Raw genomic sequence first — 26,683 nt, forward strand, 5'->3', positions numbered from 1 at the left:
GCTTTGATTTTCCTATATTGGCTTCCGGAGAAGGCGGCAATGATTTTGCCGCATCGCAGCGGAGCCCAGCATGACGCTTGAATTCGACACACGCTTCGATCCGGCCTATGGCCAGGCTGTCACGGTCGCGCCGGACGTGCTGCGCATCACCGCCCCAAACCCAAGCCCCTTCACCTTCCACGGCACCAACAGCTATCTCGTCGGCCGCGACACGCTGGCGGTGATCGATCCGGGGCCGGATGACGACGAGCATCTCGAAACACTGCTCGCGACGATCGGCGACAGGCCGGTCAGCCACATCTTCGTCAGCCATACCCACCGTGACCACTCGCCCTTGGCGGCGCGGCTAAAGGAGCGCACCGGCGCCCTCGTGCTTGCCGAAGGTCCGCACCGGCCGGCGCGGCGGCTTCGCATCGGCGAGGTGAACCCGCTCGATGCCAGCGCCGACCTGGGCTTCGTGCCCGACGTAGCGCTGGCCGACGGCAGCCTCACCAAGGGCGACGGCTGGGCGATGCGAGCCGTGCTGACGCCGGGCCATACCGCCAACCACGCGGCCTTCGCGCTCGAAGGGACCGGCATCCTGTTTTCGGCCGACCATGTGATGGCCTGGGCAACCTCCATCGTCGCGCCGCCGGACGGCGCGATGGCCGATTACATGAAATCGCTCGACAGGCTGATCGAGCGCGGCGACCGCCTGCTGCTGCCCGGCCATGGCGGGCCGGTGACCGCGCCGCGCAGCTTCATGCGCGGGCTGAAGATGCACCGAAAGATGCGCGAAGGGGCGATCCTGGAGCGCATTCGCGGCGGCGACCGGACGATCAAGGAGATGGTCGCGGCGATCTATCGCGACATAGACCCGCGGCTGCACGGCGCAGCCGGCCTTTCGGTTCTCGCCCATCTCGAAGATCTGGTTGCCCGCGGCCTCGTCACCACCGACGGCGACCTGGCGATCGACGGCATTTTCAAGCCTGCCGGTTAAATCACTCGGCCGGTGCCGCGCCGACCTGGCCGGCGACCTCCTGGTCGAGCTCGCCGAGGAAATCGGTGATGCGGGCGGCGTTGTCGCCCAAGTCATAGCGGCCGTAGCGCGAGGCCGAGCGCATGTCGACGATCACCGAATCGCCGTCGTCGGTGACGCGGATGGCCACATCTGCCGGCAGCCCGAGCACGAAACCCCTGGCGATCGCATTGATCGTCGCCTCGCTCTGGCCGTTGATGTCCGGATAGGGCGCGGTCAGTTGCCAGTCCCGCCGGTCGAGCACGGTTTCCACCGCGTCGACCACGGTTTCGAAAGGCAGGTTGTAGCTGCGCCCGGTGACCAGCGGATAGGCCTGCGCCTGCAGGCTCTGCTCGCCGGGCGTCGGCGGCGACAGCGCATTCATGTCGCTTGTGCGGTCGCTGGTGTCGAGCACCGGCGGGTCGTCGAGGTCGGTCGAGATGTCGCGCAGCGGCGGATAGAGCGTGGCCCAGTAGGCGGCCATGCCGAAAGGGGCAAGCACCAGCACCGCCAGCAACGCGCCGACGCTGAGGTCGCGGCCGCCGCGGTCGCCGAAATTCCACAGCCTCGACAGGGCAAGCCCGGAGAGCAGCAGCGCAAGCGCCGCAAGCAGCGCGACGATCGCCAGCACCCACAGGAAGGGCGGCGTGTCGACAAGATCGAGCCGGTAGCCGGCAAGGACGGTCAGCAACAGGACGAGCGAGAATGCTCCGATCCGCCGCGACCAGCCGGCCGCCCTCGACGTCTGCCGTTCAGGAATTGTTGCCATCGTCTGCCGCATCACCCCAGCCCGAGCCGAGAGTTAGCGCAGTTCGGCGTTCTGTGGAATTGCTGTTTGAACTTTCCTTAAAGCGCGTCGCGTTGAAACGAATTCGCGCGACGCGCTTAAATCGTTGTTTGATGCATGTCGTTGTCCCAAAACCGCTGCGCAGTTTTGGGCGACATGCATTAGTCTGTCGGCAGCCGATACTCCCTGAATTGCTGGCGCAAGGTGGTCTTCTGGATCTTGCCCGTCGCCGTATGGGGAATTTCGCCGACGAAGGCGACGTCGTCGGGCATCCACCATTTGGCGACCTTGCCGCTCATGAAGGCGAGGATGTCGCTCTTGCTCGGTTCCCTGCCCGGTTTGCGCACGACGACCAGCAGCGGCCGCTCGCCCCACTTGGAATGCGGCACGCCTATCGCCGCCGCCTCCGCCACGTCGGGATGGCCGACGGCAAGGTTCTCGAGATCGATGGTGGATATCCACTCGCCGCCCGATTTGATGACATCCTTGGCGCGGTCGGTGATCTGCATGTAGCCGCTGGCGTCGATATGCGCGACGTCGCCGGTGTCGAACCAGCCGTCGGCGTCGAACTGCTCGGAGCCGACGCCGCCGTAATAGGCGCGCGCGATTGCCGGGCCGCGAACTTTCAGGCGCCCGAAGGTCTTGCCGTCCCAGGGCAGCGCTTTGTCCTCGTCGTCGGTCACCTTCATTTCGACGCCGAAGGGCGGATGGCCCTGCTTGCCCTGGATGTCGAGCCGGGCATCGCCGGTCAGCCCTTCATATTCAGGCTTCATGGTGCACAGCGTGCCAAGCGGCGACATTTCGGTCATGCCCCAGGCATGCACGACCTGAACCTCGTATTTGTCCTGGAATTTCGCGGTGATGGCGCGCGGACAGGATGATCCGCCGATGACGACCTTGTTGAGATACGGCAATTTCTTGCCGGTCTCCTCAAGATATTGCAGCAGCATCATCCACACCGTCGGCACGGCGGCGCTGAAGGTGACCTTTTCGGTATCGAGCAATTCGTAGATCGACGCGCCGTCCATCTTGCAGCCCGGCATCACCAGCTTGGCGCCGATCATCGGCGCGCTCTGGCCGAGGCCCCAGGCGTTGGCGTGGAACATCGGCACCACCGGAAGAATCACGTCCCGCGCCGATATGCCCATGGCGTCCGGCATGGCCGCGATCATGGCGTGAAGAACGTTGGAGCGATGGCTGTAGAGCACGCCTTTCGGGTCGCCGGTCGTGCCCGAGGTGTAGCACATGCCGGCCGCGGTGTTCTCGTCGAAGGTCTTCCAGGCGAAGGCGCCGTCGGCCTCGGCCAGCCATTCCTCGTAGGCAACGGCATTCGGCAACGAGGTTTGCGGCATATGCGCCCGGTCGGTCAGCACGATCACTTTCTCAAGCGACCTGACCCCGTGGGCGATCTTTTCCAGCAGCGGCACGAAGGTCAAGTCGACGAAGATCGCCCTGTCCCCGGCGTCGTTCATGATCCAGGCGATCTGTTCGGGGAAGAGGCGCGGATTGAGCGTGTGGTAAATCGCGCCGATGCCCATGATTCCGTACCAGGTCTCGATGTGGCGGGCCGTGTTCCAGGCAAGCGTGGCGATGCGGTCGCCGAGCCCGAAGCCGTCCCGCTCGAGCCGCTGCGCGACCTTGAGCGCACGGTGATGGATTTCGGCGTAGGTGGAGCGCACGATCGGGCCTTCGATCGAACGCGTTACGATTTCGCGCCCGCCGTGCTGGCGTTCGGCATGATCGATCAGCCTGTGGCAGAGCAGCGGCCATTCCTGCATCAGTCCGAGCATCTCGGTTTCCTCCCCTTCGCGCTTTTGCGTCGTTGTTTCACGCATTGTGGAATGATCCGGCGGATTGTCCAGCCGCCATAAGTCCAAGGTGGTGGATGGGCCGAACAAGCCGTGAAACCCGCCACAATACGGCCATCGTCACCGTTAAGTTTCATTAACGGGCTGGGTGAGATTGGCGAATGGAGAGGTTCGCATGGACGCGCAGCTCGACGACAAAGCCCTCGAAAGCACGCTTGCCGAAAGTCTGGACGATCTGACGCCGGACTCCAAAACCGTTTCCGACGATGAATTTGCCGAAGTCGTCGGCGGCGCGCTGGAGGCCGTCGGCGGAACCCTGCTGTTCAGAATGTGCGTCGAGAATGAAGGCGAGGCCCAGCATGTTGCGGCCGCATGCGTCGGCGACGGCGGCAACCGACAGTTTCTGCTGCTGACCCTGCCGACCACGGGCGGCGCGCTGAAGGTCGAGACCGCGGCCAGAAGCACCAATCCGGTCGCCGGCATCGCCGCAGCCTATGCAGGACTCATGGACGCCTTCAAGGCCGCCGCCTGACCGTCGGGCGGCAAACGTTCAATCAACGGTGATCACGCAGCGCGCAGTGCGACCTTGCGCCACGGCAGGGCTCGACCCATGTAAGTCTCCCACAAGGAGACCTCGCATGGACAAGCGCGCCAACCCCGCCCCTGGGTTTCAACGCAATCCCGACAAGGCGATAACGATCGAACCATATCGCGGCGCCGTGGTAGTTCGCGCCGGTGACGTCGTTGTCGCCAGGTCGACCCGGGCCAGACTCTTGTCGGAACCGCCCTACCCTGCGGTTTTCTACATTCCCTTCGACGACATCGATTTCGGCAAGCTCGCCAGGACCGAGCACTCGACGCATTGTCCATACAAGGGCGACGCGAGCTATTGGAGCGTCCTGCCGGCCGGCGAAAGCGGCAAGGACGCGATGTGGGCCTATGAACAGCCCTTCGACGAAATGACCGAGATCCGCGATCACGGCGCATTCTATACGAGCAAGGTCTCGGTCGAAGCCACGTCGGAGTGATCCCGGCCTGGCGCCAGGAATCAATCCGTGGTGCCGTCGTTGCCCACATCCTCGGCATCGTCCAGGCGAACGAAGGTCATGCCCTTCTGCTTCAGCGCCAGCAGGCCCTGGACGACGCCCTCGCCCGCCGCATGGGTCGGCTGGTTGATGTGAGCGATGATGACGTCGCCGTCGTTGGCGGCGGCGATGCGCCGGGCGGTTTCCTTGGCGCCGAGCAGCGAACCGCCGTCGCCGTTGACGGAAAAGCCGGCGATCTTGAAGCCCAGCTTGCGGATCATGGCGATCGCCGAGGGGCTGTATTCGGCGGTGGCGCCACGAAACCATTTCGGTGCCGGCCCACCGGCGCCTGCAAGCGCCGCGGCGCCGGACTCGACCTCGGCCTGAACGGCATCGGGACTGCCGGCGCTGCTGATGCCGTAGATCTTGCGCGGCGTGTCGACCGCCGGAATGTGACGACCGCCGTGATTTTCGAGTTCGAACAGGTCCGGGTGGGCTCGCATGATCTCGACGGAGGCGGCGTTGCGCTTCAGCCAGATGCCGGTGACGAAGATGGTCGCGGGGATCCTGTTCTCGACCAGCGCGGAAAGAATGCGCGTATCGGTCTTCCCGCCACAGGCATCCAGCGTCAGCGCCACGCGCCCGCCGCCGCCTAGCGGCTTCAGATGCAACGTCGGCTCGACCAGCGTCGCGGCATTGCCGGCCGAGACCAGCGCGAGCGCCAGCGCCGACGCGCCAAGAGATTTCCGAAGCAACCCCGTCATTCTTTCCAAGCCCTGCCTGTCGAGCCGCTCAATGCAAGATGGCGTCAACAAGACCCGCATCTAGGCGAAAATCGGGATGGTTCGTATCCGAAATGCAACAACGCGACAATTTGCGTGGGCCGTTTCCTATGCACGCCCCCAAAACCGCAATGCGCTTTTGAGCGACACGCTTCAGACCGCCTGCTCCTCAGAGATCTCGGTCCGAGCCAGAAGGTCCCGCACCGCGTCGACCACGGCATCCACCTCCAGGCGCCAGACACAGCATGCTTTGCTCGAATCGGTCCGGCGGCACAGGTCGCCGCCGACGCAATCGCAAGGCATGGACGGCCGCAACGAGATGCTGGGAACGCCGACTGGGCCCCATCGAACCGGATTGGTCCGGCCGAACAGACCGACGACCGGAGTGCCGGCGGCCGCCGCCATATGCATCGGGCCGCTCTCATTGCCGACGAACAGCCTGGCCTCCTTGAGCAGCGCCAGCAGAGTCTCGAGCGAGAGCGCGCCGACCAGATTGACGACCGGCGTTTTCGCCGCCGCGATGATCTTGTGCGCTGCCTCGTTCTCGTCAGGGCCGCCAATCAGAACAACGTCCAGACCGGTTTCGGCCGATATCCGTTCGATCGCCGCCGCGAAGCGCTCGGGCTGCCAGCGCCGCCCGGGAAAGCTCGCCCCCGCATGCACGGCCAAGAAGGCGTTTGGCTGCAAATGATATTTGCTCAGCAAGGCGAGCGCGCGCGTCGTTTCAAAGGCTAGCGGGCGGATGGTCGGCACCCTGATGCGCAGGTCGACGCCGAGCACCTCGAGCGGCGACAAATAGCGGAAGATATAATGCTTTTCGCCGAATCCGAACGGCTTCATCCTGACATTGGCAGGCTGGCGCTCAAGCCAGCGCAGCGGTCGTTCCGTCGGATAGTGGCCGACACGAATCGGGGCACGGACCAACCCCGATACCAGCCGCGAGGTTTTCGAATCGGTGATGTCGATGGTCATGTCAAAGCGGTGCCGCCGCAATGCGCGCACGACCCGGACGAGCTCGCGCCCGCGCTGAAGCGGCGTCCCGCGCACATGGGCGCGGGTGAACGAAATGACCTCCGTGGCGATGCCATGCGCGGTCAGGAAGCCGGCGAACCTGGCCTCGCACAGGAACACGATCCGGACGCCGGGATATTCGAGCTGCAGGTTCTTCGCCAATGCCGAGGCGAGCACGATATCGCCGATGAACTTGGTCTGCAGGATCAGGATCGACCGGACACTGGTTGGGGAAATCTGCAACATCTGTTTCACGCGCCGAGTAATTCGGAACGCGAAACTGCTTGCCAACGATGTCCAGATTGGGAACCAGCGCGCGCACGTTCGCGTGAGTTCCCATACAAAATCGTAAGGTGGGGCGCGCCGCTCAGGCGCGCTTTGCCTTGTCCTTCGCGGCCGCCACGGCCGCCTGCGCCGCAGCCAGTCGGGCAATTGGTACGCGGTAAGGCGAGCATGACACATAGTCGAGGCCGACCTCTTCGCAGAAGCGGATCGAGGCCGGATCGCCACCATGCTCGCCGCAAATGCCGAGCTTGATCTCGGGCCGCGTCGCCCGCCCCTTCTCCGCCGCAATCCGCACCAGCTCGCCGACGCCGTCGACATCGAGCGAAACGAACGGATCCTGCTCGATGATACCTTTCTGACGGTAAGTTTCAAGAAAGGTGGCCGCGTCGTCGCGCGAGATGCCGAAAGTCGTCTGGGTCAGGTCGTTGGTGCCGAAGGAGAAGAATTCGGCTGCTTCGGCAATGACATGGGCGCGGATGGCCGCGCGCGGCAGCTCGATCATAGTGCCGGTCAGATAATCGATCTTCGTGCCGGTCTCGTGCATGACGCTTTGGGCGGCCGCATCGATGCGCGCCTTGACGTATTCCAGCTCCTTCACCAGGCCGACCAGCGGCACCATGATTTCGGGCACCACCAGCGCGCCGGCCTTGCGGCCGGCCTCGACCGCGGCCTCGAAGATGGCGCGGGCCTGCATCTCGGCGATCTCCGGATAGGAGACCGCAAGCCGGCAGCCGCGATGGCCGAGCATCGGGTTGAACTCGTGCAGCGCCTCGGTGCGCTGCCTGAGCTTGTCGGCCGACACGTTCATCGCTGCCGCGACCTCGGCCAACTCAGCCTCGGTCTTGGGCAGGAATTCATGCAGCGGCGGATCGAGCAGGCGGATCGTCACCGGCAGGCCGGCCATGATCTCGAACAGCTCGAGAAAATCCGAGCGTTGCATCGGCAACAGCTTGGCGAGTGCCGCGCGCCTGTCCTTCTCGGTGTCGGCCAGGATCATCTCGCGCATGGCGACGATGCGGTCGCCGTCGAAGAACATGTGCTCGGTGCGGCAAAGGCCGATGCCTTCGGCGCCGAAGGAGCGCGCCATGCGCGCGTCGAGCGGCGTTTCGGCATTGGTGCGCACCTTCATGCGGCGCGCGGCGTCGGCCCATTCCATGATGGCGGCGAAATCGCCCGAAAGCTCGGGCTGCAGCATGGCGACGGCGCCCTTCAGCACCTGGCCGTTGCCGCCGTCGATGGTGATGATGTCGCCCTTGCGGAAGGTCTGGCCCATCGAGATCAGCGTGCCGGCCTTGTAGTCTACGCGCAGCGAGCCGGCGCCCGAGACGCAGGGCTTGCCCATGCCGCGCGCCACCACGGCGGCGTGGCTGGTCATGCCGCCGCGCGTGGTGAGGATGCCTTCGGCGGCATGCATGCCGTGGATGTCCTCGGGGCTGGTCTCGATGCGCACCAGGATCGCCTTGCGTCCTTGCGCCCTGGCGTCCTCGGCATCGCTGGAGGAAAAGACGATCTCGCCCGTGGCGGCGCCGGGCGAAGCCGGCAGGCCCATGCCGATGACATCGCGCGCGGCCTTCGGATCGATGGTCGGGTGCAGGAGTTGGTCGAGCGAGGCGGGATCGATGCGGGCGACCGCTTCCTCCTTGCTGATCAGCCCGTCCTTCGCCATCTCGACGGCAATCTTGAGCGCCGCCTTGGCGGTGCGCTTGCCGGAGCGGGTCTGCAGCATCCACAATTTGCCGCGCTCGATGGTGAATTCGAGATCCTGCATGTCGCGGTAGTGCTTCTCCAGCCGGTCGGAAATGTCGACGAAAGCCTGGAAGGCGTCCGGCATCAGCTTCTGCAGCGACGGCTTGTCGGAGGCGGCCGCGATGCGCGCCGCCTCGGTGATGTTCTGCGGCGTGCGGATGCCGGCCACCACGTCCTCGCCCTGCGCGTTGACGAGGAATTCGCCATAGAGCTGCTTCTCCCCGGTCGAAGGGTTGCGGGTAAAGGCGACGCCGGTGGCGGAGGTGTCGCCCATATTGCCGAACACCATGGCCTGGACGTTGACCGCCGTGCCCCAGCTCTCCGGGATGTCGTGCAGGCGCCGATAAGTTATGGCGCGGTTATTCATCCAGCTCGAGAACACCGCGCCGATGGCGCCCCAGAGCTGCTCGCGCGGATCCTGCGGGAACGGCTTGCCGAGCTCCTCCTCGACCTTGGCCTTGTAGAGCCCGATCATGTCCTGCCATTCGCCTGCCGAAAGCTCGGTATCGAGCTCATGGCCGAGGCTCGCCTTCCGGTCCTCGAGGATTTCTTCGAACACCTCGTGGTCGAGACCCATGACGACGTCGGAATACATCTGGATGAAGCGGCGGTAGCTGTCATAGGCAAAGCGGGCATCGCCGGAATCGGCAGCCAGCGCCTCGACGGTCTCGTCGTTGAGGCCGAGATTTAGGACGGTATCCATCATGCCGGGCATCGAGGCGCGGGCACCGGAGCGTACCGAGACCAAAAGCAGCTTCGACGGGTCGCCGAAACGGCGGCCGGTGAGCCTGCCGATATGGTCGAGCGCCGCGAGGACATCCGCTTCAAGCGCTGCCGGATAGCTGCGGCCGTTGGCGTAATAGGCGTTGCAGACATCGGTGGTGATGGTGAAGCCAGGCGGCACCGGCAGGCCGAGACTGCACATCTCGGCCAGGTTGGCGCCCTTGCCGCCGAGAAGGTTGCGGTCGCCGGCTCGGCCTTCAGCGGCGCCGTCGCCGAAGGTATAAACCCACTTGGTCATGCTCGCCCTCCAGGTCCTTGGAAGATAAACAACAACACCCGGGCCAAGGCCCGGTTCCCCGCCCTTCCGATCCGAGCGATATGATGCTGCAGTGCGAAAGGCAAGGCGTTGGCAAAGCAAGCGCCGCCACTACAATCGATTAAGCAAAAGCTGCGTCAAAAAGACTTGCCGGTATCGGCCGCGCGATATAGAACATATCAAGAACAGAGTGGAGTAGCGTGATGAAACTCAACGGAAAACTCGACTATCTGGAACTGCCGGCCACCGGCGGAACTCTGGACAGCGTCAAATCCTTCTACAGCGCGGCGTTTTCCTGGTCGTTCACCGACTACGGGCCGACCTATTCCGCTTTTGCCGAAGGCCTGACGGCGGCTTCAGGCCGATGCCGGCGAGGCGCCCACCAGGCCGCTGCCCGTGCTCTACTCCGAAAACCTGGAGGAGACGCTTGAAGCGGTGGAGAATGCCGGCGGTAGCATCGTCAAGCCGATCTTTTCGTTCCCGGGCGGCAGACGGTTCCATTTCACCGACCCCGCCGGGAACGAATTGGCCGTCTGGGCCGAGCGGTAAGTGGGGATAGGGCAGTAAGGGAGTGGAGCCATAGGGAATCTGTCGCGCCTACTGCCCTACTGTCTTATTCCCCTAATCCGCCATTGAGCTTTCTCCCGCCCCGTCCTATAAGGCCGCGCGCAGTGGGGCACGCCCCGCCTGCTGGGGCGTCGCCAAGTGGTAAGGCATCGGTTTTTGGTACCGACATTCCCAGGTTCGAATCCTGGCGCCCCAGCCAAAACTGGATGCTGTGGATAACCTGGTTCCACAAGCGGGTACTATGACGTGAGGCTCAGCCTTCGTTTCACCTCTCCTTAGCCGTCAAAAGGATCGCAACCGATAGCGCGGCTGCCTGGCATGATATATAAAGATTGCCTAATATGATCACTTGGCCAAGGAGGCGATTTCGGGGATGCCCGGTTATACGAAGGGAAGGATGCTATCGAAGAGCGTGGTCGAAATGGCCCTCTTCTCCGCGGTGATGAATACCCTGGTGCTAGTTCTGCCTCTCTATATGCTGCAGGTATATGATCGGGTTTTGCCCGCGGCCAATTTGGACACTCTCACCTACCTGACATTGCTCGCGGTTTCGTCGCTCCTGCTCTTCGGCATGCTCGAAGTCGTGCGGGGTGTATATGCAAGCCGGCTCGCGGCGCGACTGGATGTCTCTTTGGGCACATCGTCTTTTCTCGCTGCAATGAGCGGCCCCCGCGCCGGCCTCGGCGATGTCCAGGCCTTGCGCGACTTGGCCACCCTGCGGAATTTCATCGCTTCGAGAACCGTTTTCTTTCTCTTCGACCTTCCTTTCGGGCCAATCTTCGTAGGGCTGCTCTATTTCATCCATCCGTTGCTCTTCCTTGTGACGGTCGTCGGGGCGGTTCTCATGGTCATCATCGCCATGCTGAACCAGGCCGCGAGTTCGCGTCCTGGCAAGGAAGCGGCGGAGAATCTCAACGCCTCAATGAATTCGGCGCAGGCCTTCGCCCGAAACTTCGAAACCGTTCGCGCACTTGGCATGGTGTCCAACGCGATAGAGTTCTGGGGGACGCGTTTTTCCGGCTCTCTGCACGCCTCGGATGGGCTCGCCCGCATCAATTCATTTTATGGCGGTGTATCGCGCACCGCCCGTTTGACACTGCAGATCGCGATATTGGGGGTCGGCGCCTATCTGGTTCTGCGCAACGAGATGACCGCCGGCATGATATTTGCGTCTTCGATGATTTCGGCGCGCGCTCTGCAACCTCTTGATCAGATCATTGGGAGTTGGCGGCAGATCATCGACGCCAATCTTGCATGGAAGAGGCTTTCGACCCTCCGATCCGGACCCGACTATCAGGAAAACGTGGCGTTGCCGGCTCCTGAAGGAGCGTTAAGCGTGGATCAAATAGTCTATCATCTTCCGGGCGCGGCCGACGGGTCGCTGCCGCTGATAAAGCGCTTGACCTTTGAAGTCGCCGCCGGCGAAACAGTCGCGATCGTGGGGCCGAGCCAGGCTGGCAAATCGACCCTGGCGCGCCTCATCGTCGGCGCGATCGAGCCCCGCTCGGGGGCGATCCGGATCGACGGCGGCGATATTCGAAACTGGGATCCGGAAGAACTCGGCCGCCATATTGGTTACCTTCCGCAAGATGTGGAACTCTTTCCGGGAACCATTGCCCAAAATATAGCGCGTTTCGAACCGGATGCGCCCGACGGGAAATTGGTCCAGGCAGCCCAGCGGGCCCAAGTGCATGGGCTCATCCTGGGTCAGAGGGATGGCTATTCGACGCTGATCGGCCCGACCGGCGTTCGCCTTTCGGGTGGCGAGCGTCAGCGCATCGGGCTTGCTCGCGCCTTTTACGGCGATCCCAAGGTACTGGTTCTCGACGAACCCAATGCAAATCTCGATGCCAACGGCGAAGCCGCGCTCGAGCGAGCGATCATACAGGCGCGTTTACGAAAAACGACCGTGCTTGTCATAACCCATCGGCCCTCTCTCGCTGCCAAATGCGATCGCATATTGATGGTGCGCAGTGGCCAGATCGAGATGTACGGTTTGACCAAGAGCGTGCTCGATAGACTTGCCGAGCGCCGGGGCCAAGCGGGGCGGCCCGCAGCCTCGCAGCCGCGTGACCGCGAAGGAGTGGTGCCTTTCCCGTCATCTTCTCGCGGGGAGATGAAGGTCGCTAATGACGGTTCCTAGTCAAGCCATCGGCGGCAGGACGTATCGCTGGCAGCGCAACGTCGATACACGCACCGATCGGATCACGCTGGCGGGGTATGCAAGCGTGTCCGTTTTCTTGCTTGGCTTCGGAATCTGGGGCGCAATGGCGCCGATTGCCGGAGCAACGATCGCGCCAGGAGTGGTCGCGGCAGCTGGTCAGAATGTCATGATCCAGCATCTCGAAGGTGGCGTGGTCAGCAGCATCAAGGCCCGAGAGGGTGACAGGGTCATACGGGGCCAGGCGCTGATCGTGCTCGATCCAACGGTGGCGCAGTCCCAGCTCAACCGGGTCCTCAAACAGTGGGTCGCACAAAAAGCTGAAATCGCTCGGCTCGAGGCAGAACGGGACGGACTGGAGAATATCGTCCTGCCCCGCGATCTGGGCGCCTACTCAGGCGCGCCCGAATTCAGTGACGTCTTTGCAGAGCAAACCAAGGAGTTCCAGGCTCGGCTAGCGCGCTATGCCGCAGAACAGGAGATTCTGAGTCAACGGGTAGCAGCCCTTCGGGAAGCCGTTGCCGGCTTGAGGGCGCAGAAGGATGCTGCGGAAAGCCAGCTCGCGATCGTCAATGCCGAGACGGAACGCAAAAAGGGCTTGCTGGAAAAGGGACTGACAAATCGTTCTGAATACACCGATCTTCTGCGTAGCACCGCCGAGTTGGCAGGTCAGGCGGGATCGCTGGAGGCGCAAATCGCCAGCTTGGCGACCCAGACCGTGGAAGCGCGTCAACAGATTGAAAGACTTACAACCAGCCGGGTCGAAGATGCCGTCACGGAACTGAACAAAGCCCTGGCGGAGGTGGCGGACCTTGAGGAACAAATCAACGCTGCTCGATCGGTCCTGGCGCGGACAACCATTCGTGCCCCGGTGGACGGCATCATTGTCCGCTCGCTCTACAATTCCGAAGGCAGCGTCATCCGGCCTGGCGAGGTTGCAATGGAGCTTCTGCCGACCACGAATGAACTTATCATCGAGGCAAAGATCAAGCCTGAAGACATCGATTCCATCCGAGTCGGCCAAGGCGCGAACATGATGTTGACAGCCCTCAATGCGCGGACAACCCCAAAAGTGTCCGGAGAGGTGTTCTACGTTTCGGCGGACCGGCTGATCACACCCAGCACTGGACAGCCGTATTACACGGTGCGGCTTAAGATGGCTGATAAGCTGCCCCCGCAGGTCAAGCCCGAGCAAATCTACCCAGGCATGCCGGTCGAAACCTTCATTTCAACCGGCGAGCGGACGTTTCTGAGCTATCTGACCAAGCCGCTGGTGGATTCGTTCCAGCGCGCCTTTCGGGAAAGGTAGGCTCGATCCTGCCTCCTGCGGCCTTCAACCCGGCCCGAGGTGGAGCTCGTCCGCCGGATCATACGCAACGGTGGCTCGGCAGTGCCGTCGTCAGCCAGCGTAAAGGTGCCTCTCCATAAAGCGCCGACCATGGTGCCGGCATCACGAGTGCCATCCGAAGAGCAGCGTTCCCCACATCCGCCCTGAAGCTTCGCCGTCGGTTGTCCCGGCGATCAAACGACGAACACGTCGTGATAGGTCAGGGCCGCCCCGGGCTCTAGGTGGGCGATTTCCACCTGGGGGGTCGATTTCGAGCCGTCGGGATCATAGTACAGAACGCCCGTGGTCCGGTTGTAGAGCAGGTGATCGTTGGTGTGTTCGGCGTGTTCTCGCAACTCGAAATACCCCGAGTTCACCTGCGTCGGGCTGGACAAGGAACCGGAGCCGAGCGTCGTGAAGACGGCATTGTCGAGATAGAGCGCGTCATGTTCCGCGTCGAAGTCGGTGAGCGTGTCGACATTGCCGGGGCCATAGGCCGTGTCAAACACGAAGGTGTCCTCGCCCGTGCCACCGGTCAGCACGTCGTTACCACCCAGGCCCCGCAGTGTATCGTTGCCAGCCAGGGCATCAAAGGTATCGGGCGCGCTAGTGCCGACAAAAGTATCGTCCCCGGTCGTTCCGTGGGTCGGGTCGGTCGGCGGGGTCGGAGATGTCGGGTCGGTCGGAGGTGACGGTATCGGGTCGGTCCCGTCATGGGCTGCATGCCAAGCCGCCTTGGCGCTGGCCCAGTAATCGCGGGCCGCCTGGCCTTGAAGGACCGTCCAGCCGGCGGGCGGCATTGGATAATCCGCCGGCAGCGGCTCGTCAGAGAGGTTGAGATAGTAATTGCCGTGCGACTCGACCGTCTTGTCCCAGGCATGCTGCAGCCGCCCCTGGCCGTTGTGGTGAACGTCGGTGATCGCCACCACACAGTCGATAAAGTGCAGGCTGGGCACGATATCGTTAGCGCCTGTGCCGTTGTCGAGTTTGAACGGCGAACCGTGGGTTATCTCGCCTTTGCGAAGGTACTCTCCCATGCCCAGAAGCATGCCATCCATGGTGACCGTGTTGTCAGACCCATCCACGTCACCGTCGCCGAGGCTTACTCCGGAAAACACGTGGTCGAACAGGGAATCCTTGATGGTGCCGCCGATGACGTCGTCGTCCTCGACCGCGTCGTCGCGTGAGTTGCCGACATAGCTATCCTCGATGAGGAAGGTGCCGGTGCCGCCGACACGGATGCCATCCCAAGGCTGGGTGATCGTCCAGTCGTCGATGGTAAAGCTGTGGGCTGAATTTATACGGACTGCGGCGGAGTTGACGTAAATGTCCTCCCAAGCGCCGGTTTGGGAGACCGTGCCGTTGATCGTGCCGCCGAAAGCCAGGAGGTTGTCGCCGGGGTTGACGACAGCGAAGGGATAGAGGTTGGTGGGGCTTCCCTGATTGGCGACGATCCACGAGGCGTTGGTGGCATCGATTATGGTGTCGGCGGGCAGACCGGTTGCTTTATATTGCTGGTAGCCATAGTCGCCGCTCAAGACAATGGTGTTCGTGGCCATGCTTGGCCCCTTTCACACCCCCGCCCTATTCGCCCAAACGCCTGAAGCCAGAAAGGCCTGTACCTACCAGAGCCTCGTTAGCGGTATCGTGCAAATCACAAAATGTAAAATTTTATTGAATGTCCTCGCAGAGACGAGCTGTTGGCATATTGCATTTCAATATCGGCCCGACCTCCTATATGCTTCGCGCAAAAGCACGGGAGAAAGGGTGTGTCCCGAGAACGTGACGTGCTTATGTGGCGCGAAGCCGGGAAACTTGCGTCATCTGGCGACTATGACGGATGGCTTGCCATCGAATGGGAGCTTCGCAGCAGAGGATTCTCACGCGCCAAGCTGCTCTTTGATAACGACCGGGTCCGAAAAAAGTTGGATGACATCTGTAAGAAGGCGCAGGAGCAACGCGCCGACGCCAACCGGACCTAGTGCGTTTCACCGTTTCACGGAAACGGCGAAGCGCCCTATCTCCTTGTTTTTACGCAATTCCGGACGGAAAACCGCTCACACTTGTCCTGGAATTGCTCCAAAGGCCAGAAGCGCCCCGCCTTCCGAGAACCCAGCCAACCTTCTCTCTTCGCGATAAGCCGCATTTCTCCAACCTGGTTCGCGCCAGGGAGGCGAAAGCGCCGGCCCAACTTTTCCGAAGACGGGCGTTGTCTCTCCCAGACGGACCGAGTGACCGCTGGCGGAGAGGATCGCCCTATGTATTTCATGGCTTCGGCCACCGACCTCGGCCGGATGACCGGCTGCGCCTCTCCTGAAGCGTCGAACGGATCGGGAAGCCCGGTTGGAGATCAGAGGCTTTGGGTGGCGATTGCCGTGGTCAGCAGGATCAGGCTCAGCATCGCCAAAGCCGCGCGGACAACGTGCGAGAGTTCCCACCGATTGCGAAGGGTGGTCCATTCTTCCGTCGGCGGGAGCGCGGCACCGTCGCTGCCTTCGGTTGCGAAGAAGCGCTTCGCCGGCGCGGCGAGCTCCACCTCCTGCAGCCAATGCTTGTTGATCGGCTGGGTCATGAGCCAGAAGACAAGCTGCATCAGGAGGAGCGCCACCAAAGCGCCGGCGGTCAGCCAGAATTGGACCGGGCTGCCTGACGTCAGCATCAGGGCAAAGGTCGCGACGATCCCGCCGATCTCGGCGACGCCGCCTCCGATGGTGAAGCCCAGATAGTAGATGGTTGGACGACAAAATACTCTTGCCTGCCGAGTCGCAATTTGCCCGGCAGCTCCAGCGTATGGGCGAGCGCCATGGCCATCGCGCTCGCCACAAGGATGATTGTCACGAACTGCAGGGAAACATACATCGGAAGCCCTCTCGTTTCGGCTCGACGATTCGAGCGACGCTTCCGATCGAACGTGACCGTCCCGACCGGGTTCCATCGCGCAAGGATCTGCCGGCGAGCAATGATGCAACGGCTTGCTGCAGGCTTCTCGCACATGGCGCGCCGGATGCCCCGGGAGCTGTGGCGGAACGCTCCGATGTTGCGAGGCAGGCGTCGGCCTAAACCTTTTCCGCCGACAGGCGTTGTTCGTTCCAGACGGACCGAGCGCTCAGCGGCTGAGAGGATCACCCGATGTATTTCATGGCATTGGCCACCGACTACGACGGCACGCTGGCGCATAACGGCCTGGTCGCCGCAAGCACGCTCTCGGCGCTGGAGACGCTGAAGAGGTCGGGCCGCAAGCTCATCCTGGTCACCGGCCGCGAATTGCCCGATCTCAAGGAGGTTTTTCCGGAGATCGGTCTGTTCGACAAGGTCGTCGCGGAAAACGGCGCCCTGATCTACACGCCGGCGAGCGAAGAAGAGCGCACGATTTCGCCCTCCCCTTCCGCCGATCTCGTCGACAGACTGAAGAAACGCGGCGTCAAGCCGCTGTCGGTCGGCCGCTCGATCGTCGCCACCTGGGAGCCGCACCAGGCCACGGTGCTCGACGTCATCAAGAAGCTCGGGCTGGAGCTGGAAATCATCTTCAACAAGGGCGCCGTGATGATCCTGCCTTCAGGCATCAACAAGGCGACGGGACTGGCGGCGGCACTTGCCGATCTCAGGCTGTCGCCGAACAATGTGGTGGCCGTCGGCGATGCCGAAAACGACCACGCTTTCCTCAGGGCCGCCGGCCTGAGCGTGGCCGTCGCAAATGCCCTGCCGTCTGTGAAGGAGACAGCCGACCTCGTCACAAACGGCGCGCGCGGCAAGGGCGTCGAAGACCTGATCCGCAGGCTGATCAAGCTCGACCATCAGATCGTGCGCAAACGCTCGCGCGGTGTCCTGCTGGGAACCTCTCACGGCAAGAAGGTCTATCTGTCACCGGTCGAGACGGTTCTGATCGCCGGACGCTCCGGCATCGGCAAATCCACATTGGCGACCGCGCTGACCGAACGGCTTGTCGAAAAAGGCCTGCAGTTCTGCATCTTCGACCCGGAAGGCGACTATGACGGGCTGCAGGGCGCGGTGCCGCTCGGCGATGCGTCGAGCGCGCCGAGCAAGGATCAGTTGCTGGAGCTGATCGACAGGCCGGACACCAATATCGTGATCAACGGACTGGCGCTGAAGGTCGACGAGCGGCCCGATTTCTTCGCCGAATTGCTGCCCGGCCTCGGCAGGGTCCGCTACCGCACGGCAAGGCCGAATTGGCTGATCATCGACGAGGCGCATCATCTGTTGCCCAAGAAGCGTGAGGACACGCGCGCGGTGCTTTCGCTGGAATTGCCGGGCACGGTGCTGATCACCGTGCATCCGGAAGCGATCTCGACGGGTGTCTTGCACCTGGTGACGGCGGTGATCGGGCTCGGCCCGATGGCCAAGGGCGTCGTCAAGACCTTCTGCAAGGAAGCCGGGCTGGAAGCGCCCAGGAACATCCCGACGCCCAAGGGCGATCGGGTGCTGCTGTGGCGGCCGCGGGACGGCAAGAAGCCGTTCACGGTCAAGGCGATCGAGCCGAGCCAATCGCTGAAGCGGCACAGCCGCAAATATGCCGAAGGCGAGCTCGACGAGGCGGGCAGCTTCTATTTCACCGGGCCGAAGAAGGCGATGAACCTTCGAGCCCACAATCTGATCATCTTCGCCCGGATGGCCGAAGGCATCGACGACAAGACCTGGGAATATCACCTGCGCGCCGGCGACTACTCCAAATGGTTCCGTCACCAGATCCGGGACAAGGACCTCGCGCGCGAGACGGTCGCGGCCGAGAAGGACAAGCGTCTATCGCCCGAGCAGAGCCGCAAGCTGGTGCTCGAGGCCGTGCGCCGCCGCTACACGGCGCCGGCGACGGCGCCGGAGAAATAGCTTGATCGAACCGGACGGCGAGCCGACTCAGCTCGCCTCGCGCATCGCCTCGGCCGCCTGCAGGTCGACCGAGACCAGTTGGCTGACGCCCTGCTCGGCCATGGTGACGCCGAACAGCCGATCCATGCGCGCCATGGTGATCGGGTTGTGGGTGATGATGACGAAGCGCGTCTCGGTGGTCTTCGACATCTCGTCCATCAGGTTGCAGAAGCGCTCGACATTGTGGTCGTCCAGCGGCGCGTCGACCTCGTCTAGCACGCAGATCGGCGCCGGGTTGGTGAGGAAGACGGCAAAGATCAGCGACATCGCCGTCAGCGCCTGCTCGCCGCCGGAAAGCAGCGTCATGGTCTGCGGCTTCTTGCCCGGCGGGCGGGCGAGGATCTCGAGCCCCGCTTCCAAGGGATCTTCCGACTCGATCAGCTGCAGTTCGGCAGTGCCGCCGCCGAAGAGGTGCGAGAACAGCCGCTGGAAATGGCCGTTGACCACCTCGAAGGCCGACAGCAGCCGCTCGCGTCCCTCGCGGTTGAGGCTCTGGATAGCCTGACGCAGTTTTCTGATCGCCTCGATGATGTCCTCGCGCTCGGACACGATGGTTTCCAGGCGCTCGGAGAGTTCCTTCTGTTCTTCCTCGGCGCGCAGATTGACGGCGCCGAGCCGCTCGCGCTCGATCTTTAGCCGGTCGAGCTGGCGCTCTATCTCGGCCATGTCCGGCATCGGATCGTCGGCATCGAGGCCGGTGTGCTTGATGACGAGATGCGGCGGCGTGTTCAGCGCTTCCTGGATTCGCGCCTCGACCTCGGCGCGCCGCTCGTCGGCCGCCGTCAGCCGCTCCTCGGCGCGGACGCGGGTCTCGCGCGCCTCGGCGAGTGACTGGATGGCGGCCGTCGCCGCCCTGTCGAGCTCGGCCTGCTTGGTCTCCGCCTCCTGCAGCCGGTCGCCCGCCGCCTGGCGTAGCGCCTCTGCCTCGGAAAGCTGCGTCAGCAGCGCGCGGCGCTTGGCGTCGATCTCGTCAGGCGCGTCGGCCAGCCGCTCGCGCTCGGCTTCGGCTTCCGCCTTGCGCTCGCCAAGGGCGGCAATCTGCGTCGAGGCATTCTCGGCGCGCTCCAGCCAGCTCTTGCGCTCGGCACCGATGGCTTCGAGCCGGCGCATGCGCGCCTCGGCCTCGCGCCGCAGGCCCTCATGCACGGCGCGCGCGTCGGCGAGCGCGGCGCGGTCGCGCGCTACATTGGCGGAGGCTTGCTCGAGCTGCAGTTGAAGATCGCCGAGATCGGGGGCACCTTTCAGCATCTCCTCGGCTTCGAGGAATGCGGCTTGCGTCTCTTCATGACTGTCGACGATACGCGCGCGGGCTTCATCCAAGGCAGCACGCCGGCTCGCCAGCTCGCCGCCGGCCTTCTCGGCCTCGGCCAGCGCGTTGCGGGCGGCGTCCAGCCCATGCTGGGCGTCGCGGCCGGCCTGGCGCGCGTTGCGCTCAGCCTCGCTCGCCTGGCGCATCGCCTGCTCGGCGCGCGCCAATGTCTCCTCGGCCTCGCGCACGACGCGGGTCGCCTGCACGGCCTCGGCATCGAGCTCGGCCAGGCGGTTCTTCTGCGCCAGACGCTGCGCGGCGGCAGTCGGAGCGTCGGCGCTGGCCGTCAGGCCGTCCCAGCGCCAGAGTGCGCCGTCGCGGCTGACCAGCCGCTGGCCGGGCGCCAGCAGCGCCTGAAGACGGCGGCCCTCGGCGGCATCGACGATGCCGATCTGCGCCAGGCGGCGGGCAAGCTGTGCCGGGGCGCGCACCACGCTGGCAAGGCTCTTCACGCCTTCGGGCAGCGCCGCATCGCCGGGCTGGACCGCGCTCTCGCCCCAATGCACCGGGGCGCTGCGGTCGAGCGGCACGTCGAGGTCCTCGCCCAGCGCCGCACCGAGCGCGGTCTCATAACCACGCTCGACGCTGATCTGCTCCAGCACCGAAGGGAAGAGGTCGCCGCTCGCGGCGTTGAGGATCTTGGCCAGCGTGCGCGCTTCGGTTTCGATGCGCTGCAATTCGGCTTTGGCATCCTGCAACGGCGGCCGTGCGGCGCTTTCGGCGGCACGCGCCTCGGCGACAGCCTGCTCGGCGGCGATGGCGCCCAGCTCGCTCTCTTCCAGCCTTGCCAGCGCGTCCTCGACCAGAAGCCGCTTCTCGGCGGGATCGGGCAGGCCGGAAATACGCGCGACGATGTCGGAGAGCTCGCCGTCGACCTCGGCAAGCTGGCGGGCGAAGCGATCGCGGCGCTCGGCCGTCTCGCGCAACGTGCGCTCGATCTGATGGCGCGAGGCGGCGGCCTCGGCGCGTTCGGCGGTCAACGCAGCAAGTCGCGCTTCGCTTTGCGACAGTGTTGTTGCAGCCTGCTCGAAAGCGGCGCGCGTGGTGGCCTCGCGCTCGGCCGCACCGGCGTTTTCCGAGTTGAGCTCGGCCTCTTCGGCGCGCAGGCGCTCCAGGATGTCAGCATTGTCGCGCACCATCCGCTCTTCGCGGGCGATGTCGGCGTCGAGCTGCTGCAGCCGGCGTTCGAGCTCGACCTGGCGCGAGCGGATGCGGCCGGCTTCCTCCTCGATCTGCGTCTTGGCGATCGACAGGCGCTGGAAGGCGGCGGCCGCGGCGGCTTCCGCGTCACGCAGGTCCGGCAAGCGATGCGCGGCGATGCCCTGTTCCCTGGCGGCCGCCATCTGGGCCGCGGCGCGATCGCCGACCAGCGTTGTCGCGACGGCAAGCGCGGAACGCGCCTCGCCTTCCTGGGTCTTGGCCAGCGTCCAGCGCAGGTGCAAGAGCGTCGCCTCGGCCTTGCGGATGTCCGCCGACAGGTTCTTGAAGCGCGAGGCCTGGCGCGCCTGGCGCTTCAGGCTGTCGATCTGGCTTTCGAGTTCGCCGACGACGTCGTCCAGCCGCTCGAGATTCTGTTCGGCCGCCTTCAGCCTGAGCTCGGCCTCGTGGCGTCGCGTGTGCAGGCCGGAAATGCCGGCAGCCTCCTCCAGAAGCGCGCGGCGGGCCTGCGGCTTTGCCTGGATCAGCTCGCCGATGCGGCCCTGGCCGACCATTGAAGGCGAACGGGCGCCGGTCGATTGGTCTGCAAACAGAAGCTGCACATCCTTGGCGCGCGCTTCCTTGCCGTTGATGCGGTAGAGCGAGCCAGCCTCGCGCTCGATGCGGCGCGACACCTGCAGTTCATCGGCATCGTTGAAGGCGGCGGGCGCGGTGCGGTCGCTGTTGTCGAGGAAAAGCGTGACTTCGGCGGTGTTACGGGCCGGCCGCGCTCCGGAGCCGGAAAAGATCACGTCGTCCATGCCGGACGCGCGCATATTCTTGTAGGAGCTTTCGCCCATCACCCAGCGCAGCGCCTCGACAAGGTTCGACTTGCCGCAGCCATTCGGCCCGACGATGCCGGTCAACCCGCGTTCGATGACGAACTCACCGGGCTCGACGAAGGACTTGAAACCGAGGAGGCGCAGGCGCGAAAACTTCATTCGCGCCGCCCCACAGAGCCTGGAACGCCGAGGCGCGATCGCTTCGGCGCGGCCCGGACATCAGAGCAGAGGGTCGATGATGGCCGACATTTCCTCAATCGACATCGCCCCTTTGTAGGTCTTTCCGTTGATGAAGAAGGTCGGCGTCGAGTCGACCTTGAACTCGTCCGCTCCGCGTTTCTGGACTGCTCTCACATCGTCCAGAAGTTTCTGGTCCGTCAAGCAGGCCTCAAACGACTCCTGTGTAAAACCGGCAAGCTTGGAAATCTGCAGCAGCGCTTCCTTGGTGTTGCTGACGCCAACCCAGCTCGGCTGCTGCTTGAACAGCACGTCGACCATGGCGAAATAGTTGTCCTTGGCGCAGCGCGCCAGCATGAAGCCGGCCTCGGCGGTGGGATCGAAGGGGAATTCGCGCAGGATGTAGCGCACCTTGCCGGTATCGATATATTTCGACTTCAGCTCGGGAAACGTGGTGTCGTTGAAATGCGCGCAATGCGGGCAGGTCATCGAGGCATATTCGACGATGGTGACCTTGGCGTCGTCCTTGCCGAGCTGCTTATCGGGCAAGGCGCCGGGCTTCAGCAGTTCCGCCATGTCGACCGTGCCTTGCGCTTCCGGCACCTGAACGGCCGCCGGGGTTGCCGGCTTGGCTGGCGTCGACGGATTGGCGGGTTTCACATCGGCCGCCTTGGCATCCTCGCCCGAGTCACTGCATGCGGCAAGCAGAGCCACCGCCGGAACAGCGGCCAGCGTGGTCAGAAGGTTTCTGCGGGACAAGCTTTTGCCAAACGGGGCACGGTTCATGCGAATCACCTGATATCGGTTGGATTTTGCAATGCAAGGGCTAGAAAAGGCGAGAGTTGGCGCGAATTAAGGCATCCTCGTCCCCAATCCAATCGCCAAATTTTTCGGGCGCGATCACGAATACGCGATATTGACGACAATTTTGCAGCTCGGCGCATGTCTTTTCCCGAAACCGCCGCATACCTTCGGGAGACATGCTCATGGCCTCTTTTGTCCCAGGATGGTCGCTCCGAGCCGCTCCAGCGAAGCGCGCAAACCATCGTCCTCGATCTTGCCGACCGTGCGCGCCAGCTTCGACTTTTCGGCCTCGCTGAGCGGCCTCGGCTGAGGCTTCGGCCGCGCTTTCGCCGAAAGCACCGGCTTCTGCAGGATCTTGATGCGGCCGATGGCGTTGAAGCCCAGAAAGGCGTTGACGCGGTTGATGACCTCGCCGGCCTCATGCTGGAGATGCAGCGCCGCCATGCCTTCGCAGGCGATAACCAGGACCGCCGGCTCGAACGGATCATCCTCATGCAGGCGGCGCGGCCACTGGATCTTTTCCGGGCGCGAGTGGCTGGCCAGGCGCGGTCCGGCGATCTCCTCCCAGGACTGCACCAGCCCGATCGAGATGCCGGCGCGCTTTTTCAGCACCGGATCGAGGATCTCGGTCGCAAGATCGCTTACCGGAACAGGATTGCCGAAGGGCCTTTTCCCTGCCATGTGCGTTCTCCGATCCCCAACTCACCCGATCAATGGCACCGCAAGACCAGACCCGCAAGGCCGAGCAGGCCGTATCCGGAGACAGCAGCATCGCCGCCCGCCTGCTTGCCTGGTACGACGCGCATCACCGCGACCTGCCCTGGCGCGTGACGCCGGGGGCGTTCGCGCGTGGGACAAGGCCTGATCCCTATCGCGTCTGGCTCTCCGAAGTCATGCTGCAACAGACCACGGTCGAGGCCGTGAAAGCCTATTTCCGGACCTTCATCGAGAAATGGCCGACCATCGAGGCGCTGGCCGCCGCGCCCGCCGAGGATGTCATGAAGGCCTGGGCCGGGCTTGGCTACTATTCCCGGGCGCGCAACCTCAAGGCCTGCGCCGATCTCGTGGCGCGGCAGGGCGGCCGTTTTCCCGACACCGAGGCCGGCCTGCGGAAATTGCCCGGCGTCGGCGCCTATACGGCGGCGGCGATCGCGGCGATCGCCTTCGACCGGCCGGCTGCCGTCGTCGACGGCAATGTCGAGCGTGTCATCTCGCGGCTCTGTTCGATCGAAACGCCGCTCAGCGAGGCCAAGCCCGAAATCCGCGCGCTGGTCGAAAAGCTGGTGCCGCAGGCACGGCCTGGCGACTTCGCCCAAGCGATGATGGATCTCGGCGCGACGATCTGCACGCCAAAGCGGCCGCGCTGCATGCTCTGCCCGCTGCGGGAGGATTGCAGCGCCGTCCTTTCGGGCGATCCGGAACGTTTTCCGGTCCGCCTGCCGAAGGACGACAAGCCGCTCAGGCGCGGCGCCGCCTTCGTCGCCGAGCGTGGCGACGGCGCCATCCTTTTGCGCAAGCGGCCGGACAAGGGGCTGCTCGGCGGCATGACCGAGGTGCCGACCACGACCTGGACGGCGCGGATCGATGGCGCGACCACCCAGGATGCAGCGCCCTTCCCTGCGGCTTGGCGCCGCGCCGGGCGGATCGGCCATGTCTTCACGCATTTCGCGCTCGAACTCGAAGTCTTTCATGCCCACATCAAAGGTGATGCGCCGGATGGACATTTCTGGTCGCTGGCCCATGAAATTTCCGGGGAAGCGCTGCCCACCGTCATGAAAAAGGTAATCGAGGCGGCGATGCCGGGCGCGACGAAGAAGCGTCCAAAATGAAAGGCCCGCAATGACCGAAATCCGCCATATCGTGTTCGACATCGGCAGGGTGCTGATCCACTACGATCCGAATATACCATTCAGCCGTCTCATTCCGGATGCCGAGGAGCGGAAATGGTTCTTCGACAATGTCTGCACGCATGACTGGAACATCGAGCAGGATCGCGGCCGGACATGGGAAGAGGCCGAGGCGCTGTTGATTGCCGAGCATCCCGCCCACGCGGAAAACATCCGCAACTTCCGCCGCCACTGGCACGAGATGGTGCCGCATGCCTATGACGACAGCGTGCGGATAATGGAAACTTTGATCGACGCCGGCCATGACGTGACCATGCTGACCAACTTCGCCGCCGACACATTCAGCGAGGCGCGCCGCCGCTTCCCCTTCCTCAATCGTCCGCGCGGCGTGACCGTGTCAGCCGACATCCGCCAGATCAAGCCGGATCGCGTCATCTACGATCATCATGTCGCTGCCTTCGGCCTCGAACCGTCCGCGACTTTGTTCATCGACGACAGCCACAAGAACGTCGACGGCGCCAAGGCTGCAGGATGGCAGGCGGTGCTGTTCACCGATGCCAGGACGCTTAAAGCGGACCTTGAGCGGCTCGGGATTGCGGTCTGATCTGAATCGCTTGCGGCGATCCGCTAAAGTCTTGATTCAAGGGCGGTTCGGCGATTTTCATGGAATCGCCGTACCGCTCTGAATTGTTTTCCGTAATTCGGACGGAAAACCGCTGCGCACTTTTCCTGGAATTGCTTTGGCGGATCAGGCCCCTGCCCGCTCCATGCCGAGGCGGGCGATGCGGCGCAGCTCGTCGATCGGGGTGAGGCCGCCGCTGCGCTCATAGTGCCAGAAGGTCCAGCCGTTGCAGGCATCCAGCCCCTGCACTTCGGCGCCGATCTTGTGGATCGAGCCGGCGCTGTCGCCGATGGCCAGCGTGCCGTCGGCGCGCACCTTGGCGGCCCAGCGCTTCTTGGCGTCGTAGAGCGTGGCGCCCGGCGCCATCAGGCCGGTGTCGATCAGGCTGATGAAGGCGACGCGCGGCTCGGCGCGCTTGCCGGAAAGCACGGTGAGATCGGCGTCCGCCAGCGGGCGAACGGCCGCGATGCGCTCATTGGCGGCATCGATATACGCCTGCTCGCGCTCGATGCCGACGAAGTGGCGGCCGAGGCGCCTGGCAACGGCGCCGGTGGTGCCGGAGCCGAAGAAGGGATCGAGCACGACATCGCCCGGCTTGGTCGAGGCCATCATGATGCGGGCAAGCAGCGCCTCCGGCTTCTGCGTCGGGTGCAGCTTATTGCCGTTGTCGTCCTTCAGGCGCTCGCCGCCCGTGCAGATCGGGAACAGCCAGTCGGAGCGCATCTGCAGATCGTCGTTCGACGCCTTCAGCGCCTCGTAGTTGAAGGTGTAGCCCTTGGCCTTCTGGTCGCGCGATGCCCAGATCATCGTCTCATGCGCGTTCTGGAAGCGGCGACCGCGGAAGTTCGGCATCGGGTTGGTCTTGCGCCAGACGACGTCGTTGAGGATCCAGAAGCCGAGATCCTGCATGCGAGCGCCGACGCGGAAGATGTTGTGATAGGAGCCGATGACCCAGATCGTGCCGTTGGGCTTCAGCACACGGCGTGCCGCGAGCAGCCACGCGCGAGTGAAGGCGTCATAGGCCTCGAAGCTTTCGAACTGGTCCCAGTCATCATCGACGGCGTCGACCTTCGACTGGTCGGGCCGGTGCAGGTCGCCGTCGAGCTGCAGGTTGTAGGGCGGGTCGGCGAAGATGACGTCGATCGACTTTTCCGGCAGCCTGTCGAGGGCGGCAACGCAGTCGCCCTTCAAGATCGTGTCCAGCCATTCGGACTTAAGGGGAGCGTGGGAAAGCTCGTCGAGAAGACGCACGGCAGACATGAAAACACCCAAAGCACGCGTTACGGTTTACTGACTGTTATGGTTACCGATCAGCGTAAACATTCGGTGAAGGCGGCCGAGCCTCGCTCGATTTGCGAAGACCGCTCCATTGGTGTATGCCGCGCCGCCTAGAGCCGGATGATTTCAGGTCTGTTCGACCTGAAATCTGAATCCGTCTCTAAATCAAAGAAATAGAACATGATGTCGTCCGAAAACCGCTCCACAGTTTTCGGCATCATGCTCTAAGCCAGTCAGGCCATTTTCCGCCT

Annotated in this window: 20 protein-coding genes, 1 tRNA gene and 1 pseudogene; 11 read left to right on the forward strand and 11 right to left on the reverse strand. The window is 63.8% G+C overall.

Annotation, left to right across the window (positions count from 1 at the left end; translation table 11 throughout):
* The first annotated feature begins 70 nt into the window (after positions 1–70).
* A complete protein-coding gene (locus EN874_RS18035) occupies positions 71–979 on the forward strand; it encodes an MBL fold metallo-hydrolase (RefSeq protein WP_127426306.1) in 909 nt (302 codons plus the stop codon).
* Position 980: 1 nt separating this feature from the next.
* On the opposite strand, the gene EN874_RS18040 is transcribed toward EN874_RS18035, so the two are convergent.
* Together EN874_RS18040 and EN874_RS18045 are read right to left on the reverse strand one after the other, a co-directional pair.
* Positions 981–1,766, reverse strand: a complete 786-nt coding sequence (locus tag EN874_RS18040; RefSeq protein WP_127426307.1) for a DUF1499 domain-containing protein — start codon at positions 1,764–1,766, stop codon at positions 981–983.
* 179 nt (positions 1,767–1,945) lie between these two features.
* Positions 1,946–3,574, reverse strand: coding sequence for a fatty-acid--CoA ligase (locus tag EN874_RS18045; protein ID WP_127426474.1), 1,629 nt, complete (start codon positions 3,572–3,574; stop codon positions 1,946–1,948).
* Between the two features lie 193 nt (positions 3,575–3,767).
* On the opposite strand from EN874_RS18045, the gene EN874_RS18050 reads away from it, so the two are divergent.
* Positions 3,768–4,124, forward strand: coding sequence for a hypothetical protein (locus EN874_RS18050; protein WP_126101420.1), 357 nt, complete (start codon positions 3,768–3,770; stop codon positions 4,122–4,124).
* 106 nt (positions 4,125–4,230) lie between these two features.
* Complete coding sequence (locus EN874_RS18055; protein ID WP_127426308.1) at positions 4,231–4,620, forward strand: DUF427 domain-containing protein; 390 nt, start codon at positions 4,231–4,233, stop codon at positions 4,618–4,620.
* 20 nt (positions 4,621–4,640) lie between these two features.
* On the opposite strand, the gene EN874_RS18060 is transcribed toward EN874_RS18055, so the two are convergent.
* From EN874_RS18060 to ppdK, 3 genes are all read right to left on the reverse strand, one after another.
* Positions 4,641–5,381 carry a polysaccharide deacetylase family protein gene (locus tag EN874_RS18060; RefSeq protein ID WP_127426309.1) on the reverse strand — a complete coding sequence of 247 codons (741 nt, stop codon included), beginning with the start codon at positions 5,379–5,381 and terminating at the stop codon, positions 4,641–4,643.
* 171 nt (positions 5,382–5,552) lie between these two features.
* Positions 5,553–6,842 carry a glycosyltransferase family 9 protein gene (locus EN874_RS18065; protein WP_245513611.1) on the reverse strand — a complete coding sequence of 430 codons (1,290 nt, stop codon included), beginning with the start codon at positions 6,840–6,842 and terminating at the stop codon, positions 5,553–5,555.
* A complete protein-coding gene (gene ppdK, locus EN874_RS18070) occupies positions 6,778–9,462 on the reverse strand; it encodes a pyruvate, phosphate dikinase (RefSeq protein ID WP_127426310.1) in 2,685 nt (894 codons plus the stop codon). Before ppdK ends, EN874_RS18065 begins: the two co-directional genes overlap by 65 nt.
* Positions 9,463–9,683: 221 nt before the next feature.
* Here ppdK and EN874_RS18075 point away from each other — a divergent pair.
* The 4 genes and pseudogenes from EN874_RS18075 (at position 9,684) to EN874_RS18090 (ending at position 13,517) form a co-directional block, all read left to right on the forward strand.
* A pseudogene (locus tag EN874_RS18075) lies at positions 9,684–10,029 on the forward strand (VOC family protein).
* 142 nt (positions 10,030–10,171) lie between these two features.
* Positions 10,172–10,246: transfer RNA gene (locus EN874_RS18080), tRNA-Gln, on the forward strand.
* A gap of 174 nt (positions 10,247–10,420) precedes the next feature.
* Positions 10,421–12,190 (forward strand): type I secretion system permease/ATPase, encoded by a 1,770-nt coding sequence (locus EN874_RS18085; RefSeq protein WP_127426311.1) that lies wholly within the window; start codon positions 10,421–10,423, stop codon positions 12,188–12,190.
* On the forward strand, positions 12,177–13,517 hold the full coding sequence (locus EN874_RS18090) for an HlyD family type I secretion periplasmic adaptor subunit (protein WP_127426312.1): 1,341 nt from the start codon (positions 12,177–12,179) through the stop codon (positions 13,515–13,517). The genes EN874_RS18085 and EN874_RS18090 overlap by 14 nt, the downstream gene beginning before the upstream one ends.
* 212 nt (positions 13,518–13,729) lie before the next feature.
* Here EN874_RS18090 and EN874_RS18095 read toward each other — a convergent pair whose 3' ends face one another.
* Positions 13,730–15,094, reverse strand: a complete 1,365-nt coding sequence (locus EN874_RS18095; protein ID WP_127426313.1) for a calcium-binding protein — start codon at positions 15,092–15,094, stop codon at positions 13,730–13,732.
* A 234-nt stretch (positions 15,095–15,328) separates the two neighbouring features.
* Between EN874_RS18095 and EN874_RS18100 the strand changes: the two genes are divergently transcribed.
* Entirely contained in the window at positions 15,329–15,517 is a 189-nt protein-coding gene (locus tag EN874_RS18100; protein ID WP_127426314.1) for a hypothetical protein, read from the forward strand.
* Between the two features lie 368 nt (positions 15,518–15,885).
* On the opposite strand, the gene EN874_RS18105 is transcribed toward EN874_RS18100, so the two are convergent.
* Positions 15,886–16,470 (reverse strand): DUF1772 domain-containing protein, encoded by a 585-nt coding sequence (locus tag EN874_RS18105; protein ID WP_245513612.1) that lies wholly within the window; start codon positions 16,468–16,470, stop codon positions 15,886–15,888.
* Positions 16,471–16,664: 194 nt separating this feature from the next.
* Between EN874_RS18105 and EN874_RS18110 the strand changes: the two genes are divergently transcribed.
* Positions 16,665–18,377: an HAD family hydrolase gene (locus EN874_RS18110; protein ID WP_127426315.1), complete on the forward strand. Its 1,713-nt coding sequence runs from the start codon at positions 16,665–16,667 to the stop codon at positions 18,375–18,377.
* 27 nt (positions 18,378–18,404) lie between these two features.
* On the opposite strand, the gene smc is transcribed toward EN874_RS18110, so the two are convergent.
* From smc to EN874_RS18125, 3 genes are all read right to left on the reverse strand, one after another.
* Positions 18,405–21,863: a chromosome segregation protein SMC gene (smc, locus tag EN874_RS18115; protein WP_127426316.1), complete on the reverse strand. Its 3,459-nt coding sequence runs from the start codon at positions 21,861–21,863 to the stop codon at positions 18,405–18,407.
* Between the two features lie 60 nt (positions 21,864–21,923).
* The gene (locus tag EN874_RS18120) at positions 21,924–22,667 is read right to left on the reverse strand and encodes a DsbA family protein (protein WP_127426317.1); all 744 of its coding nucleotides are present in this window, start codon (positions 22,665–22,667) and stop codon (positions 21,924–21,926) included.
* A 198-nt stretch (positions 22,668–22,865) separates the two neighbouring features.
* Entirely contained in the window at positions 22,866–23,366 is a 501-nt protein-coding gene (locus tag EN874_RS18125; RefSeq protein ID WP_126085208.1) for a DUF721 domain-containing protein, read from the reverse strand.
* Positions 23,367–23,398: 32 nt separating this feature from the next.
* On the opposite strand from EN874_RS18125, the gene mutY reads away from it, so the two are divergent.
* Together mutY and EN874_RS18135 are read left to right on the forward strand one after the other, a co-directional pair.
* Positions 23,399–24,514 carry an A/G-specific adenine glycosylase gene (gene mutY, locus EN874_RS18130; RefSeq protein ID WP_127426318.1) on the forward strand — a complete coding sequence of 372 codons (1,116 nt, stop codon included), beginning with the start codon at positions 23,399–23,401 and terminating at the stop codon, positions 24,512–24,514.
* Positions 24,515–24,524: 10 nt separating this feature from the next.
* Positions 24,525–25,136 (forward strand): HAD family phosphatase, encoded by a 612-nt coding sequence (locus EN874_RS18135; RefSeq protein ID WP_127426319.1) that lies wholly within the window; start codon positions 24,525–24,527, stop codon positions 25,134–25,136.
* Between the two features lie 144 nt (positions 25,137–25,280).
* Here the strand turns inward: EN874_RS18135 and EN874_RS18140 are convergent, their stop codons facing one another.
* Positions 25,281–26,414 carry a site-specific DNA-methyltransferase gene (locus tag EN874_RS18140; RefSeq protein ID WP_127426320.1) on the reverse strand — a complete coding sequence of 378 codons (1,134 nt, stop codon included), beginning with the start codon at positions 26,412–26,414 and terminating at the stop codon, positions 25,281–25,283.
* Between the last annotated feature and the right edge of the window lie 269 nt (positions 26,415–26,683).

This window comes from Mesorhizobium sp. M1D.F.Ca.ET.231.01.1.1 (genome assembly GCF_003999155.2).
Taxonomy (GTDB): Bacteria; Pseudomonadota; Alphaproteobacteria; order Rhizobiales; family Rhizobiaceae; genus Mesorhizobium.